14 protein-coding genes are annotated in these 16310 nt (G+C 65.5%); 11 read left to right on the top strand and 3 right to left on the bottom strand.

What is annotated here, in order from left to right; genetic code table 11:
- The first annotated feature begins 355 nt into the window (after nucleotides 1-355).
- The 7 genes from dapC to cls all read left to right on the top strand — a co-directional run bounded on the left by dapC (nucleotide 356) and on the right by cls (nucleotide 7751).
- Complete coding sequence (gene dapC / locus ACTHNZ_RS17800) at nucleotides 356-1561, top strand: succinyldiaminopimelate transaminase (protein ID WP_440543872.1); 1206 nt, start codon at nucleotides 356-358, stop codon at nucleotides 1559-1561.
- Between the two features lie 95 nt (nucleotides 1562-1656).
- Nucleotides 1657-2484, top strand: coding sequence for a 2,3,4,5-tetrahydropyridine-2,6-dicarboxylate N-succinyltransferase (dapD, locus tag ACTHNZ_RS17805; RefSeq protein WP_440543873.1), 828 nt, complete (start codon nucleotides 1657-1659; stop codon nucleotides 2482-2484).
- Complete coding sequence (locus tag ACTHNZ_RS17810) at nucleotides 2484-2846, top strand: ArsC family reductase (protein ID WP_440543874.1); 363 nt, start codon at nucleotides 2484-2486, stop codon at nucleotides 2844-2846. Before dapD ends, ACTHNZ_RS17810 begins: the two co-directional genes overlap by 1 nt.
- 325 nt (nucleotides 2847-3171) lie before the next feature.
- On the top strand, nucleotides 3172-4311 hold the full coding sequence (gene dapE, locus ACTHNZ_RS17815) for a succinyl-diaminopimelate desuccinylase (RefSeq protein WP_440543875.1): 1140 nt from the start codon (nucleotides 3172-3174) through the stop codon (nucleotides 4309-4311).
- Nucleotides 4312-4342: 31 nt separating this feature from the next.
- On the top strand, nucleotides 4343-5239 hold the full coding sequence (gene prmB / locus ACTHNZ_RS17820; RefSeq protein ID WP_440543876.1) for a 50S ribosomal protein L3 N(5)-glutamine methyltransferase: 897 nt from the start codon (nucleotides 4343-4345) through the stop codon (nucleotides 5237-5239).
- Nucleotides 5240-5482: 243 nt separating this feature from the next.
- On the top strand, nucleotides 5483-6136 hold the full coding sequence (locus ACTHNZ_RS17825; protein ID WP_440543887.1) for a lysoplasmalogenase: 654 nt from the start codon (nucleotides 5483-5485) through the stop codon (nucleotides 6134-6136).
- 151 nt (nucleotides 6137-6287) lie between these two features.
- On the top strand, nucleotides 6288-7751 hold the full coding sequence (gene cls, locus ACTHNZ_RS17830; protein WP_440543877.1) for a cardiolipin synthase: 1464 nt from the start codon (nucleotides 6288-6290) through the stop codon (nucleotides 7749-7751).
- A gap of 150 nt (nucleotides 7752-7901) precedes the next feature.
- Here cls and ACTHNZ_RS17835 read toward each other — a convergent pair whose 3' ends face one another.
- Nucleotides 7902-8381, bottom strand: a complete 480-nt coding sequence (locus ACTHNZ_RS17835) for a glutathione peroxidase (protein ID WP_440543878.1) — start codon at nucleotides 8379-8381, stop codon at nucleotides 7902-7904.
- Between the two features lie 120 nt (nucleotides 8382-8501).
- On the opposite strand from ACTHNZ_RS17835, the gene ACTHNZ_RS17840 reads away from it, so the two are divergent.
- Together ACTHNZ_RS17840 and ACTHNZ_RS17845 are read left to right on the top strand one after the other, a co-directional pair.
- Nucleotides 8502-10469 carry an ATP-binding cassette domain-containing protein gene (locus ACTHNZ_RS17840; protein WP_440543879.1) on the top strand — a complete coding sequence of 656 codons (1968 nt, stop codon included), beginning with the start codon at nucleotides 8502-8504 and terminating at the stop codon, nucleotides 10467-10469.
- 89 nt (nucleotides 10470-10558) lie between these two features.
- Nucleotides 10559-11620, top strand: coding sequence for a CaiB/BaiF CoA transferase family protein (locus ACTHNZ_RS17845; RefSeq protein ID WP_440543888.1), 1062 nt, complete (start codon nucleotides 10559-10561; stop codon nucleotides 11618-11620).
- 45 nt (nucleotides 11621-11665) lie between these two features.
- Here the strand turns inward: ACTHNZ_RS17845 and radA are convergent, their stop codons facing one another.
- Together radA and alr are read right to left on the bottom strand one after the other, a co-directional pair.
- A complete protein-coding gene (gene radA / locus ACTHNZ_RS17850; protein WP_440543880.1) occupies nucleotides 11666-13042 on the bottom strand; it encodes a DNA repair protein RadA in 1377 nt (458 codons plus the stop codon).
- Nucleotides 13043-13127: 85 nt separating this feature from the next.
- Nucleotides 13128-14198, bottom strand: coding sequence for an alanine racemase (alr, locus tag ACTHNZ_RS17855; protein WP_440543881.1), 1071 nt, complete (start codon nucleotides 14196-14198; stop codon nucleotides 13128-13130).
- Between the two features lie 219 nt (nucleotides 14199-14417).
- Between alr and lplT the strand changes: the two genes are divergently transcribed.
- Nucleotides 14418-15725, top strand: a complete 1308-nt coding sequence (lplT, locus tag ACTHNZ_RS17860) for a lysophospholipid transporter LplT (protein WP_440543882.1) — start codon at nucleotides 14418-14420, stop codon at nucleotides 15723-15725.
- A 17-nt stretch (nucleotides 15726-15742) separates the two neighbouring features.
- The coding region (gene thiD / locus ACTHNZ_RS17865) for a bifunctional hydroxymethylpyrimidine kinase/phosphomethylpyrimidine kinase (RefSeq protein ID WP_440543883.1) at nucleotides 15743-16310 on the top strand (568 nt) is incomplete at its 3' end.

Below are 16310 nucleotides of genomic sequence, written 5' to 3' on the forward strand. Positions count from 1 at the left end.
GCACGACGCCGCCTGCCGGCCCGTTGGCCAAGCCGCCGCGGCGCATGCGCGGCGGGCCGTCGCCGCGATGCTTTTGAGGCCGCGAATGGCACGCGCTCTCGATATCGAGCGCATGCCCCGCGAGCAAGTGGCAATCATACCATCGCAGACCCGCGGCACCGCCGCCGGCCCGGGGCGCTGCCCGGCGGCCGGGCACATCGAGCGGATATCGGCAGGCGCCGCGCACGCATCGGGCACATCGGGCGCGCCCCCGCCACGCTATAATGTCGCCCTTTCCGCACGGTCCGCGCGCAAGCGCGCACGTGCGTTTCGGTGCGTTTCGACGCCCTCCCACATCGTTCCCGCCGAGCCCGACGTGAATCCGCTACTCGACCGTCTCCAGCCCTATCCGTTCGAAAAGCTGCGCGCGCTGCTGAAAGACGCAACGCCGCCCGCGGACTTGCCGCACATCAGCTTCGGCATCGGCGAGCCGAAACACGCGACGCCCGCGCTGGTCCGCGAGGCCGTCGTCGCCTCGCTGGACACGCTGTCGAGCTACCCGGCCACGATCGGCTCTCCCGCGCTGCGCGAAGCCATCGCCGGCTGGGCGATGCGCCGCTACGGCCTGCCCGCGCTCGATGCCGCCACCGAAGTGCTGCCCGTCTCGGGCTCGCGCGAGGCGCTCTTCGCGCTCGCGCAGACGGTCGTCGACGGCACGCGCCCTGGCGCGGTCGTGCTGTGCCCGAACCCGTTCTATCAGATCTATGAAGGCGCGGCGCTGCTCGCGGGCGCCGAGCCTTATTTCGTCAACAGCGATCCGGCTCGCAACTTCGCCTGCGATTACGGGCAAGTGCCCGGCGACGTCTGGGCCCGCACGCAACTGCTCTACGTCTGCTCGCCGGGCAACCCGACGGGCGCCGTGCTCACGCTCGACGATTGGCGCGAGCTGTTCGCGCTGTCGGACGCGCACGGCTTCGTGATCGCGTCGGACGAATGCTATTCGGAGATCTACTTCGATGAAGCCAATCCGCCGCTGGGCGGCCTTCAGGCAGCCCATCTGCTCGGCCGCGGCTTCGAGCGGCTCGTCATGCTTTCCAGCTTGTCCAAGCGCTCGAACGTGCCTGGCATGCGTTCGGGCTTCGTCGCGGGCGATGCGGCGCTCCTGAAGCGCTTCCTGCTCTATCGCACCTATCACGGCGCCGCCCTCTCGCCCGTCTACCAAGCGGCAAGCAGCGCCGCCTGGAGCGACGAAGCGCACGTGCGGGAAAATCGCGCCAAATACGTCTCGAAGTTTTCGACGATCACGCCGATGCTCGCCGAGGTGCTCGACGTCAAGCTGCCCGACGCCGCGTTCTACCTGTGGGCGAACGTCGAACGCACGGGCTTGACCGACACCGAGTTCGCCCGGCGTTTGTACGCCGACTATAATGTGACCGTCCTACCCGGCTCCTACCTGGCGCGCACCGCGCACGGGGCGAACCCCGGCCGCAATTTCGTTCGCATGGCGCTCGTCGCCGACGTGGGCGAATGCGTCGATGGCGCCAAACGCATCGTCGATTTCTGCCGCGGCCTCGCGCGCTGATCCGCGCGGCAAGCGCCGCAAGACCCGAGCCGCGTGCCGAAGCGCCGCTGCCCCGCACCCGTCATCCCTCGACTTCATTTAGCGAAACTACCGACATGTCGCAACACATTCAGACCATCATCGACAACGCCTGGGAAAACCGTGCCGAGCTGTCGCCGAAGGCGGCGCCTGCCGAAGTGCGCGAAGCCGTCGCGCATGCGATCGAGCAACTCGACAAGGGCCTTTTGCGCGTCGCCGAAAAGCGCGACGGCCAGTGGATCGTCAATCAATGGCTGAAGAAGGCCGTGCTGCTCTCGTTCCGCCTCGAGGACAACGCGCCGATGTCCGCCGGCGGCTATTCGCAGTTCTACGACAAGGTGCCCTCGAAGTTCGCGAGCTATACGGCAGAGGATTTCGCGGCCGGCGGCTTTCGCGTCGTGCCGCCCGCGATCGCGCGCCGCGGCTCCTTCATCGCCAAGAACGTCGTCTTGATGCCGTCGTACACGAACATCGGAGCCTACGTCGACGAAGGCACGATGGTCGATACGTGGGCGACGGTGGGCTCGTGCGCGCAGATCGGCAAGAACGTGCACCTCTCGGGCGGCGTCGGCATCGGCGGCGTGCTCGAGCCGCTGCAGGCGAACCCGGTCATCATCGAGGACAACTGCTTCATCGGCGCGCGCTCCGAAGTCGTCGAAGGCGTGATCGTCGGCGAGAACTCGGTCATCTCGATGGGCGTCTACCTCGGCCAAAGCACGAAGATCTACGATCGCGAAACGGGCGAAGTCACCTATGGCTACGTGCCGCCGGGCTCGGTCGTCGTGGCCGGCAACCTGCCGGCGAAGGATGGCTCGCACAGCCTGTACTGCGCCGTGATCGTCAAGAAGGTCGACGCGAAGACGCGCGCCAAGGTCGGCCTGAACGAACTGCTGCGAGGCGATTGATGAGCGCGGCGCGCACCGTGGTCTACGGCATTCCGAACTGCGATACCGTCAAGAAGGCCCGCACGTGGCTGGACGAGAACGGCGTCGCGTTCGAATTCCACGACTTCAAGAAAGCGGGACTCACGGCGGGGCTCGTCGACGCATGGCTCGCCGACGTGCCGCTCGACATCTTGCTCAACCGCCGCGGCACGACCTGGCGCGCGCTGTCCGACGAAGCGAAGGCGGCCGCCGATACGCGGCAAGGCGCCATCGCGCTGATGGTCGAAAAGCCGTCGATCGTGAAGCGGCCGGTCGTCGTCGTGGACGGCCGCGTGAAATCGGTCGGCTTTTCCGCCGAGGAGTACGCAGCGCTGTTCGCCTAGCGCGAGTGCCGCGCTGCCCCTGTGCGATGCGGCACGCAGTCTCGGCACCTAGTGTCCTGTCCCGTAAGTTCTTTGATAAATGAAATGGTCCAGTTGGTCGTCAGGCAAGGAGGGAGGAGGCGCCATAGCCGTCGCTATGGCAACGACGAGCGACGCCGCCTGGCGGCCAACTGGGCGATTTCATATCAAAGGAACTTGCGGGACAGGGCACTATCCGTTCGGTGGACTGGGAATCGGTCGCCGCGCGGCGGCACAATGCGAGCATCGCCTGCCGGCCTGTGACCGCCGGCATTTTTTCATCACGCACGAAACGGCCTTTGAACCCATGTCCGGCACCCTTGCCCTCACCGAACAACTGATTGCGCGCGCCTCGGTCACCCCAGACGACCAGCATTGCCAAAAGCTGCTGATCGAACGGCTGGACGCCGCCGGCTTCACTTGCGAGACGATCGAATCGCACGGCGTCACGAACCTTTGGGCCGTCAAGCGCGGCACGGACGGCACGCGCGGCAAGCTGCTCGCGTTCGCGGGCCACACCGACGTCGTGCCCACGGGCCCGCTCGAGCAATGGAGCTCGCCTCCGTTCGTGCCGACGCATCGCGACGGCAAGCTCTATGGGCGCGGCGCGGCCGACATGAAAACGTCGCTCGCGGGCTTCGTCGTCGCGAGCGAGGAATTCATCGCGGCACACCCGAATCATCGCGGCTCGATCGCCTTCTTGATCACGAGCGACGAGGAAGGCCCGGCCACCGACGGCACCGTGAAGGTCGTCGAGGCACTGCGCTCGCGCGGCGAAACGCTCGATTACTGCATCGTCGGCGAGCCCACCTCCACCCACACGCTCGGCGACGTCGTCAAGAACGGCCGCCGCGGCTCGATGTCGGGCAAGCTCGCCGTCAAAGGCGTGCAAGGCCATATCGCATACCCGCATCTCGCGCGCAACCCGATTCACCTGATGGCGCCCGCGCTGACGGAGCTCGTGGCCGAGCATTGGGACGAAGGCAACGAATATTTCCCGCCCACCACGTGGCAAGTGTCGAACCTGCACAGCGGCACCGGTGCGAGCAACGTCATTCCTGGCCGTGCCGAGCTGACGTTCAACTTCCGTTTCTCGACGGCCAGCACGGTCGAAGGACTGCAGCAGCGCGTGCATGCGATTCTCGACAAGCACGGGCTCGACTACGAGCTCGATTGGACCGTGAGCGGCCACCCGTTCCTCACGCCGCGCGGCGAGCTCTCGGGAGCACTCGAGCGCGCGATCAAGGACGAAACGGGCGTGACGACGGAGCTGTCGACGACGGGCGGCACGTCCGATGGGCGCTTCATCGCGCGCATCTGCAAGCAAGTGGTCGAATTCGGTCCGCCGAACGGCAGTATCCACAAGATCGACGAGCATATCGAGCTCGCGTTCGTCGATCCGTTGAAGAACATCTACCGGCGCGTGCTCGAAGCGTTGATCGCATGACGCGCCCGGCACGGCACGAGGAGACAAAGCGATGAGTACGCCGTTTCGCACCGTTCGCGACTTGCTGCGCTTCGCAGTGTCGCGCTTCAATCAAGCCGAGCTCGCCTTCGGCCACGGCAGCGCGAGCGCCTATGACGAGGCCGCCTATCTGGTTCTGCACACGCTGCATTTGCCGCTCGATACGCTCGATACGCTCGATCCGTTTCTCGACGCCCGTTTGCTCGACGAGGAAATCGATGCCGTGTTGAAAGTCGTCGAGCGCCGCGCAACGCAGCATGTCCCGGCGGCCTACATTACGCAGGAAGCCTGGATGCACGGGCTGCGCTTTTACGTCGACGAGCGCGTCATCGTGCCGCGCTCGTTCATCGGCGAATTGCTGGAAGACGGGTTGCAGCCGTACGTGGCCGATCCCGATGAAGTCAGTGCGGTGCTCGAGCTCTGCACGGGCTCGGGGTGCCTCGCGATTCTCGCCGCGCATGCGTTTCCCAATGCCGACGTCGACGCCGTCGATATTTCGGCCGCTGCGCTCGAAGTCGCACATGTGAACGTCTCGGATTATGCGCTCGACGATCGCGTCGCGCTGTCCGAGGGCGATCTGTTCGCCCCGCTGCCCGAGCGCCGCTACGACGTCATCATCGCCAACCCGCCGTATGTGAACCAGGCCTCGATGGACGCGCTGCCCGCCGAGTACCGGCACGAGCCTGAACTCGCGCTCGCCGGCGGCGAAGACGGCATGGACGTCGTGCGCCGCATCCTCAAGGAAGCACGCAACTGGCTGACCGACGATGGCCTGCTCGTCGTCGAGATCGGCAACGAACGGGCGAATGTCGAAGCGGCGTTCGGCGGGCTCGATCTGGTTTGGCTGACGACGAGCGCCGGCGACGACACGGTGTTCCTGATCCAGGCCAGCGATTTGCCGGCCGCTTGACGGTCGATCGCCCTTCGAGAGGCATCGCCCCAAATGCCCGCCCCCGAACCAGCGCCGATGGGCAAATGCGATCACGACGAGAACAACGGCCAGCCGGCCACCGGGGAGGAAGGCCGAGCGCGCGCCGCATCCGGCGAATTCAGCGATGGTGGCGGCCCCTACGATAACGGCCGTCTCGGCGATGACGGCGATGACGGCGACGTAGAGAGCACCTTCGACAGCGCCGCATCCCAAACTCGCCGGCTGTGGTTCTTAGCGGCCGGTGCGGCGCTCGCCTACGGCGTGTCGCTGCGCGATGCGCCGTATCCCGACCAGGCCGCCGCCAAAGTGCTGATGTGTGCGCTGCTGTTCCTCGCGTGTGCACGCCACGAGCCGATGAGCGAACGGCTGCGGCTGATGGTGGCGCTCGCGGCATCGGGTGTGGGCGACGCGCTGCTCGCGCTGCCGCAACTCGGGTTTTCGTTCGTCGGCGGGCTGGGCGCGTTCCTCGTTGCGCACCTCGCCTATTGCGCCCTGTTGTCCCCCCGCGCGTTCGGCGCGGCGGCCGATCGCGGCCCCCGGCGTGGACGGCCAAGCTGGCGGCAGGCAGCCGTCGCATTGCTCTGCGCAGCCACGGCCGCCATGTATTTCGTGTTCCTCCCGCATTTGGGCGAGCTGGCCGTGCCCGTGGCCGTCTACATGCTCGCATTGTGCGCGATGGCGAGCCTCGCACTTCTTGCTCGGCCGGCTAGCCCCGCCCTACCGCTGGGCGGCCTTGCATTCGTCGCCTCCGACGCCATGATCGGCATCGACCGTTTCCTGAGCCCCTTTCCGGGCAGCGAGTATGCGATTTGGTTTTCCTATGCCATCGCTCAAGTGTCGATTGCAGCGGGCATCCTACTTTATGGCGACGCTTGACCGAACAAGCGCGCATTTCGCCAGGCGCGCATGCCCGATTCCGGGTTAACCTGCCCCTCAATCCGGCGCTTCGGTAAGATGCACCTGGATCGCGCGAAACGCATCGCGCCGCGCCTCGCAGACACCCCAAGACGCCTGTTCACGACCGCTCATGCACTTCGACTGGCTTTCTCTCGGTAGCCTGATCTTCGCCGCCCACGCGATCGGAGTGATCGCCGCCGGCCATGCCATCCTCAACACGCGCACGTCGCAAGGCGCGATCGCGTGGGCCGTGTCGCTCGTGGCCGCGCCCTATGTCACGGTGATTCCCTACCTCTTCTTGGGGCGCAGCCGGTTCTCGGGGTATGTCGACAAGCGCCGCATCGAGAGCGAATTGCTGCGCACGCAGGCCCATCCGAACGCCTGGGACACCCATGCTTCGTCGATGGGACGTCCGGCCGAGGCGCTCGGCCATGCCGTCGTGCGGGCGCTGACGCATCTGTCCGGCATGCCGTTTCTGCCGGGCAACCGTGTGCGTACGCTCGTGAACGGCGAAGCGACGTTCGCCGCGATTCTCGATGCGATCGAGCATGCACGCCATTACGTGCTGATCCAGTTCTTCATCGTCCGCGACGATGCGCTCGGCGACAAGCTCAAGGAACTGCTGCTCGCGAAGGCGGCGCAAGGCGTGCGCGTGTGCTTCCTCTATGACAGCATCGGCAGCTTCGACTTGCCACAGCGATACGTGTCGGAATTGCTCGAGGGCGGCATCGAGATGCACCCGTTCGCCACGAATCGGCGTTTCGTCAATCGCTTTCAGCTCAATTTCCGCAATCATCGGAAAATCGTCGTCGTCGACGGCGAACGCGCGTTCGTGGGCGGCCACAACGTCGGCGTCGAGTATCTTGGCGGCAATCCTCGGCTGTCCCCATGGCGCGACACGCACATCGAAGTGCGCGGCCCGGTGGTGGCAAGCGTGCAGTTCGTCTTCATCGAGGATTGGCACTGGGCGACGCAGCGCTTGCCGAAGCTGGAGCCGTCGCAGGCGGAGGAGCCGCACGAGCCGGAAGATGCGGCCGACGACGCCGACATGCACTGCCTCGTCATTGCCCCCGGACCGGCGGACAAGCAGGAAACGGGTTCGTTATTCTTCGTCGAGGCGATCAACGCCGCGCGGACGCGCGTATGGATCACGACGCCCTATCTGGTGCCGGATGAAGCCGTATTTTCGGCACTGCGGCTGGCCGTCATGCGTGGCGTCGACGTGCGCATTCTGATTCCGAGCCGGCGCGATCACTACGTCGTGTTCGAGGCCTCGAAGCTGTACGCCTACGATCTCGTGCGCGCGGGCGTGCGCATCTTCCGCTATGGGCCGGGGTTTCTGCATCAAAAGGTGGTGCTGATCGACGACGTCGCCGCGGCGATCGGCAGCGCCAATCTCGATAATCGTTCGTTCCGGCTCAATTTCGAGATCATGGTGCTGACGATCGATCATGCCTTCGCCCGAGAAGTGGAGGCCATGCTAGAGCGTGATTTCGGCGAAGCGACGGAAGTGACGCACCACGAATATCGCGACGCACCGGCTGCGCGTCGCATCGTCATGCACGTGGCGCGACTGTTTTCGCCGATTTTGTAAGCAAGGCGGGGTTATCCCGTCCTAGGCTGGAGCGCAATGCTTCAGCGCGCAAATTTCCACGCGCCATTGGTGGCAACGCGTTGGGCTCCCATGGCCATACATTGCGCACCAAGCTCACTGCCGCGACGACGTCACGTCTCGCAGGGCGTGTCAGAGCAACGCCTCGATCCGCGCCGCAATCTCCTCCGGCTTCGTTTTCGGCGCATACCGTTCGAGCACGTTGCCTTGGCGATCGACGAGAAACTTCGTGAAATTCCACTTGATCGCCTTCGTGCCGAACAGCCCCCGCCTCTCGTCGGTCAGGTACTGAAACAACGGATGCGCATGCGGCCCTTTCACGTCGATCTTTTCGAACAACGGGAACGTCACGCCGAAGTTTTTCTCGCAAAAGCTGCCGATCTGCGCGGCGTCGCCCGGCTCCTGCTTGCCGAACTGGTTGCACGGGAAGCCGAGCACCTCGAACCCGCGCCCGCCAAAGCGCTCATAAAGCTGCTGCAAGCCCGCGTACTGCGGCGTGAACCCGCATTCGCTGGCCGTATTGACGATGAGCAAGACCTTGCCGCGGTAGCGCTCGAGGCTGACCGCCTCGCCGCCGAGCGTGCGCGTGGAAAACGTATAGAGCGTACTCACCGAGCCGCCTCCGAGAGAAAAACGCAAGTCTATGCGAAAGAATCGCGCCGCGCCCGCCAGGATCGGCACGCGCATGCGTCCCACCGGTAAAATAGCGCTTTTCGAGCAGCCGGCCCCGTCGTGATCCGTTTCAATCAATTCAGCCTCGCCCGCGGCGTCAAGCCGCTTTTCGACGCCACCTCGTTCACGCTGAACCCCGGTGAAAAGGCCGGGCTCGTCGGCGCCAACGGCGCGGGCAAGTCCACCCTGTTTTCCGTGCTGCGCGGCGATCTCCATGCGGACGCCGGCGACTTCTCGCTGCCGCCCTCGTGGCGCATCGCGCATGTCGCCCAAGAAACGCCCGCCGCCGAGAAAACGGCGCTCGAATACACGCTCGACGGCGACGCCGCCCTGCGCGAGATTGAAGTGCGCATCGCGCACGCCGAAGCGGCTCACGACGGCGAAGCGCTGGCCCACGCGCACGCGGCGTTCGCCGACGCCGACGGCTACACGGCGCCGGCCCGCGCCGAAGCGCTGTTGCTCGGCCTCGGCTTCACGCTCGCGCAAACGCGCGAGCAAGTGGCGAGCTTTTCGGGCGGCTGGCGGATGCGCCTGAATCTGGCCCAGGCGCTCATGTGCCGCTCCGATCTGCTGCTGCTCGACGAGCCCACGAACCACCTGGACCTCGACGCCATCGTCTGGCTCGAAGATTGGCTCGGCCGCTATGCCGGCACGCTCGTCGTCATTTCGCACGATCGCGAATTCCTCGATTCGGTCTGCAACGTCACGCTCCACCTCGAGAATCGTCAAGTGAAGCGCTACGGCGGCAACTACTCGCAGTTCGAGATCCTGCGCGCACAGCAACTCGCGCTGCAGCAAAACGCCTACGAAAAGCAGCAGAAGACGATCGCCCATCTGCAAAGCTTCATCGACCGCTTCAAGGCCAAGGCGACCAAAGCTCGCCAAGCGCAGAGCCGGATGAAAGCGCTCGAAAAGATGGAGCGGATCGCTCCCGCGCACGCGGCGTCGCCGTTCACGTTCGAGTTCCGCACGCCCGACGCCGCGCCCAACCCGATGCTCGTCATGGAAGACGTGCGCTGTGGCTATCGCGGAGACGACGGGATCGAAATTCCCATTTTGGACGGCGTGACGCTGTCGGTGCAAAACGGCCAGCGCATCGGCCTGCTCGGCGCGAACGGCCAAGGCAAGTCGACGCTCGTCAAAACGCTAGCGGGCACGCTCGAGCCGCTCGGCGGCACGATGCGCGCGGGCCGCGGTCTCGCGATCGGCTACTTCGCCCAACATCAGCTGGAAACGCTGCGGCCCGACGATTCGCCGCTCGCCCATTTGGCCCGCATCGCCCCGGAGGCGCGCGAGCAGGAATTGCGCGACTTCCTCGGCGGCTTCAATTTTTCGGGCGACATGGCCAGCTCGCCGATCGGCCCGTTCTCCGGGGGCGAGAAAGCGCGGCTCGCGCTGGCGCTGATCATCTGGCAAAAGCCGAACCTGCTGCTGCTCGACGAGCCGACGAACCACCTCGATCTCGAGACGCGCTACGCGCTGACGATGGCCCTCGCCCAGTTCGAAGGCACGCTGATTCTCGTCTCGCACGATCGCCACTTGCTGCGCGCAAGCACCGATCAGTTCATGCTCGTCGCCAAGCATCGGCTGCAGCCGTTCGACGGCGACCTCGACGACTACCGAGATTGGCTGCTGCAACACGCCGCCGAAACGCGAGCAGCAGCGAAAGCGGCAAGCCAAGGGCAGGCCGGCGTGCCGGGTGCATCAGGCGCCAATGCGCTCGACGGCGAAACGTCGCCGAGCAATCGCAAGGATCAACGTCGCCAGGAAGCCGAGGCACGTCAAAAGCTAGCGCACCTGAAGAAACCGCTGCAAACACGGATAGCGAAGCTCGAAAAGGAAATGGACGCGCTGAACGCGGAAAAGGCGACACTCGATGCTTTCGTTGCGGACCCGGCAAGCTACGAGCCGGACAAAAAGGCCGAGCTGACCCGCGCACTGAAGCGTCAAGGCGAAGTTCACGCGCGCCTCGAAGCGCTCGAAGCCGAATGGCTCGACGCGCAGGAGGAACTCGAACAAATCGGCTAGGCGCGCCACGGCATGCGGCGCTCGCGGCCCATTGCGCAAGGGCCGAGCCGTCAAGATGGAAGGAGGGTACGTTGACGACCGATGCTCCGCTGCATGGCTTGCGTGTGCTCGACCTCACGCGCTTGCTGCCTGGCCCGCTCGCGACGTTGCGGCTCGCGGAACTCGGCGCCGACGTGCTGAAAATCGAGGAACCCGGCGCCGGCGATCCGGCTCGCACCATGATGCAAGCACCGGCCGACCGCGCGAGCGGCATCCCCAGCAGCTTTTATCGCCTCGTCAATCGAGGCAAGCGCGAGACACGGCTCGATCTGAAGTCCGAAACGGGACGCACCGTGTTGCGCGCGCTCGTGCGCGAATCGCACGTGCTCGTCGAGAGCTTCCGCCCGGGCGTGATGGAAAAGCTCGGGCTCGATTACGCGAGCCTGCTTCAGGTCAACCCGAGGCTCGTCTATTGCGCGATCACGGGCTACGGTTCGGCAGGCCTGTTCTCCCAACGGCCCGGCCACGACTTGAACTACCTCGCCTATGCCGGCGTGCTCGATCAGCTTGCGGCGACGGACGGCACGCCCATCGTCCCGAACATCCAGATCGCCGATTTGCTCGGCGGCGCCCTGCCCGCCGTCACGCGCATCCTGGCGGCGCTCTGGCAGGTCTCGCGCGGCGGCGACGGCGCGTTCGTCGACGTCTCGATGACGCATTCGATCCATGCCAGCAATGTCGCAGCGCAAGCGACGCTCGAAAATGCCGATCGCGGCGCGCCGGGCAACCGTGAACAATTGCGCGCCGGCCATGGGCTGCTCAACGGCGGCGTGCCCTGCTACAACGTCTATCGAACCGCCGACGGGCGATGGCTAGCCGTCGGTGCGCTCGAATTGAAATTCTGGGAGCGGCTGTGTCGCGCGCTGGGCCGCCCCGATTGGGCATCGCGCCACTGGAGCTTGGGTCAAGCCATCGGCGGCCCGGATGCCATCGCATTGACGCGCGAGATGGCCGAGCACATCGCCACGCACCGCCTGGCCACATGGGTAGAGCTGCTCGAGCCGCGCGATTGCTGTGTCTCTCCGGTGCTGACGGTCGAAGAGGCGCGCGAGCATCTGCTGTTCCGCTTGGACGCGCAAACGCCCACCGATCGGACGAGCGACGAAGCGTGAGGGCGGTAAAGGCACGCCCATCGGCCTCCGTCGCTCGTTGCCCGGCTACTCGAGCTCCTTGATCCGGTCGATCGCTTGCTCGATCCGGTCGACGGCCAACACCTGCAACCCGTCGATCGGCTGCTTAGGGGCATTCGCCTTCGGGATCAATGCGGCAGTGAAGCCGAGCTTCGCCGCTTCCTTCAAGCGCTCCTGCCCGCGCGGCGAGGGCCTGATCTCGCCCGCGAGGCCCACTTCCCCGAAGACGATCAATCCCTTGGGCAACGGCTTGTTGCGCATCGAAGAATGAATGGCGAGCAGCACGGCGAGATCGGCCGCCGGCTCGGCGATCTTCACGCCGCCGACCGCGTTGAGGAAGACGTCTTGATCGAAGCATGCGATGCCCGCATGACGATGGAGCACGGCCAGCAGCATCGCGAGCCGGTTTTGCTCGAGCCCCACTGCCAGCCGCCGCGGGTTCGGCACCTGCGCCGTATCGACGAGCGCCTGAATTTCCACGAGCAGCGGACGCGAACCCTCCTGGGTCACGAGCACGCAAGAGCCGGGCACGATCTGCTCGTGCTGCGACAAGAACAGCGCCGACGGATTCGCGACGCCGCGCAACCCGCGCTCTGTCATCGCGAACACGCCGAGTTCGTTGACGGCGCCGAAGCGGTTCTTGAATGCACGCACGAGCCGGAACGACGAATGCGTATCCCCTTCGAAATACAACACGGTGTCGACGATATGCTCCAGCACGCGCGGGCCGGCCAAGCTCCCCTCTTTCGTCACGTGCCCGACCATGACGATCGTCGTGCCCGATTGCTTCGCGATCCGCGTGAGTTGAGCCGCGCATTCGCGCACCTGCGCGACGGACCCGGGCGCGGACGTCAGCGCATCGGAATAGATCGTTTGGATCGAATCGACAACGGCGACGTCAGGCTGCTCGGCTTCGATCGCCGCCTGGATCTTCTCGAGCTGAATCTCCGCCAGCAGTTGCAAGTCGGCCGCCCGCGAGCCCGGTTCGAGTAGCGCCAGGCGCTGCGCGCGCAAGCCGATTTGAGCCGCCGATTCCTCGCCGCTGATATAGAGCGCGCGCCGATCGCCGGATAGCGAAGCGAGCGACTGCAACAGCAGCGTCGACTTGCCGATGCCCGGATCGCCGCCGATCAGCACGACGCCGCCCTCCACGAAGCCGCCACCGAGCACGCGATCGAACTCGCTGATACCTGTGGAGAAGCGCGGTACGTCGGCCGCCTCGATATCGGCGAGCCGCTGCACCGGCGCATTCTTGGCGAGCGATTGAAAGCGATGCGCGCCGGCGCTCGGCGCGACCGTTTCGACCAGCGTGTTCCAGGCGTTGCAGGAGGGGCACTGCCCTTGCCACTTCGGCGATTGACCGCCGCATTCCGTACAGGTGTAAGCCGTCTTTTGTTTTGCCACGCGCGGTCCTTAAGCGTTCTTTCGTTCTTTTTATCGATCCTACGATCGTAGAAATGAGATCCGACAGCGAAAAACGAACGGCCCGTTATTCGGCCAGCACCGGCACGCGTTGCGCAACCGCGCACATGAGCTCGTAGCCGATCGTGCCGCAAGCGCGCGCCACATCGTCGATAGGCAGCTGCGCCCCCCATAGTTCCACGCGCGCACCGACCGCCGCGGCCGGGCACGGCGTCAGATCGACGGTCAGCATGTCCATCGAGACGCGCCCCACCAGCCGCGTGCGCACGCCGTCCACGATGACGGGCGTGCCTTCGGGCGCGCAGCGCAGATAGCCGTCGGCATAGCCGCACGCCACCACGCCGACGCGCATCGGCGCGCTCGCCGTGAAGGCGGAGCCGTAGCCGACGGTCTGTCCCTTTGCGAGCGTTTGCACGCCGATGAGTTCCGAGGCAAGCGTCATGGCCGGCTGCAGTCCCGCTCCGTCGATGTCGGACGGCACGCCCGACGGCGATGCGCCGTACAGGATGATGCCGGGCCGGACCCAGTCGAAATGGGCGCGCGGATGCCAAAGCGTGGCGGCGGAATTCGACAGACTGCGCGCACCGGCGATCCCTTCGGCTCCGCGCTCGAACGCGTCGATCTGGTGGTCGATTCCGCGTTCGCCGTCGGCGTCGGAAAAATGGGTCATGAGCACGATTTGCCCGATGCCGGGACATGCCCGAGCCCGCTCCCAAGCCGCCCGGAATTTCTCGGGCGTGTAGCCGAGCCGGTTCATCCCGCTGTTCATCTTCAACTGGATGTTGACGGGCTTGGACAGGCGCGCCATCTCGAGCATCCGCAATTGCTCGTCGCAGTGCACCGTCGTGGTCAGACTATAGCGATCGATCACGTCGATATCGGTCGGACGGAAAAACCCTTCCAACAGGAGGATGGGGCCCGCCCACCCGAGCTCGCGCAGCTTCACGGCCTCTTCGAGGTCGAGCAAGCCGAAGCCGTCCGTCGCCCGCAGGCCTGGGAACGCGCGCGCGAGCCCATGGCCGTAGGCGTTGGCCTTGACGACGGCCCACACTTTGGAGTTCGGAGCGCGCGAGCGGACAACCGCGAGATTGCCCGCCAGAGCGGCGGTGTGGATGGTGGCGAGAAGCGGGCGCGGCATGGCGTTTTTTCGTAATAGGAAGAGGCGGATCGGGATCAGATGGCGCATTGTCAAGCGCCCGAAGGGTGATCGTGCGCCGTGCGGGCGGCGCGCCGGCCGTCCGAAGCCACCTATTTTCGTGATATAAAGCCGTGCGCACAACCCATTTCGAACGGCCTAAGTCCTAACGCGTCACTCGCGTCCGGGGAGGACGCGCCGCAAAGGACCGCACCGCATCAGATGAAAAAAGGTTTTTACTCCATCATGGCCGCGCAGTTTTTCTCGTCGCTGGCCGATAGCGCCCTTCTGATCGCCGCCATTGCACTGCTCAAAGATCTCCATGCCCCGAACTGGATGACGCCGCTGCTCAAGCTGTTCTTCGTCCTGTCGTATGTCGTGCTCGCCGCGTTCGTCGGCGCTTTCGCCGATTCGCGTCCCAAGGGTAGGGTCATGTTCGCGACGAACACGATCAAGATCGTCGGCTGCTGCGTCATGATGGTCGGAGCGCACCCGCTGGCCGCCTACGGCATCGTCGGCTTCGGCGCCGCCGCGTACTCGCCGGCCAAGTACGGCATCTTGACGGAACTGCTGCCGCCCGAGCGGCTCGTCGCGGCGAACGGCTGGATCGAAGGCACCACGGTCGCCTCGATCATCCTCGGCACGGTGCTCGGCGGCGCGCTGATCAGCCCGCACATCGCCGCGCACATCCTCAAGCATCGCATTCCGTTCGTCAGCACGCCGGCCGAAGCGGCCATGCTCGTCATCATGGTCATCTACGTCACGGCCGCCCTGTTCAATCTGCGCATTCCGGATACCGGCGCGCGCTACCCGAAGCAGCAACACGGGCCGATCCGGCTCATCACCGATTTCGCCGATTGCTTTCTGACGCTCTGGCACGACAAGCTCGGCCAGATCTCGCTCGCCGTGACGACGCTGTTCTGGGGCGCGGGCGCCACGCTGCAATTCATCGTCCTCAAATGGGCGGAAGTCTCGCTCGGCATGTCGCTCTCGGAAGGGGCGATCCTTCAAGCCATCGTTGCCGTCGGCGTGGCCGGCGGCGCGGTGTTCGCGGCGGCGCGCGTGCCGCTCAAGAAATCGCTGTCGGTGCTGCCGGTCGGCATCTTGATGGGGCTCGCCGTGATGGCGATGGCGTTCTACACGCGCCATCTCATCCCGTCGAACTGGGGTTTTTACTTCGGCCGCATGCACGTCGCCGGTTATCTCATCATCGCCTATCTCTTCTTGATGGTCGTCGGCGCGCTTTCGGGCTTCTTCGTCGTGCCGATGAACGCACTCCTGCAGCATCGCGGGCACGTTCTGCTGTCGGCCGGCCATTCGATCGCCGTGCAAAATTTCAACGAGAATCTGTCCGTGCTCGTCATGCTCTGCCTTTATGCCGTGCTCGTCTGGCTCGACGTGCCGGTATCGGTCGTGATCGTCTTGTTCGGCTCGTTCGTCTGCCTCATGATGTGGCTCGTCATGCGCCGCCATCAGGCCAATCAGCGCGCATTCGATTCCGTGGCGCTGATCGGCGAGGTCAAACACTGACTCCGCCCCCGCTCCACATGACCCGCACGCCCCCTAACGTCCTGACGATCGCCGGCTCCGACTCGAGCGGCGGTGCCGGCATCCAGGCCGATCTGAAGACGTTCTCCGCGCTCGGCGTCTATGGCGCGAGCGTCATCACGGCGCTAACCGCCCAAAACACGCATGGCGTGCGCGCCGTCCATGCGCCCGATAGCGCATTCGTCACGGCGCAACTCGATGCCGTATTCGAAGACATCCGCATCGACGCGGTCAAGATCGGCATGTTGGCGAACGCCGACATCGTGCGCGCGGTCGCGGCGGCATTGCGCCGCCATCAGCCCGCTCGCGTCGTGCTCGATACGGTCATGTTGTCGAAGAACGGCCATGCGCTCTTGGCCCCCGACGCCGCTTACGCCCTGCGCGAAGAGCTGCTGCCCCTCGCCGGGCTCGTCACACCCAATTTGGACGAAGCGGCGGCACTCGTCGGCGCCGATGCGCCCGCCGCCGACGAAACCGCCATGCGGCAACAAGGTGAAGCACTGCGCGCCCTCGGCGCCCGGGCAGTGCTCATGAAAGGCGGCCACCTGGGCGGCGCTCAGAGCCCCG

Origin of the sequence: Trinickia sp., from assembly GCF_051953955.1 — a bacterium.
In the GTDB taxonomy this organism is placed as follows: domain Bacteria; phylum Pseudomonadota; class Gammaproteobacteria; order Burkholderiales; family Burkholderiaceae; genus Trinickia.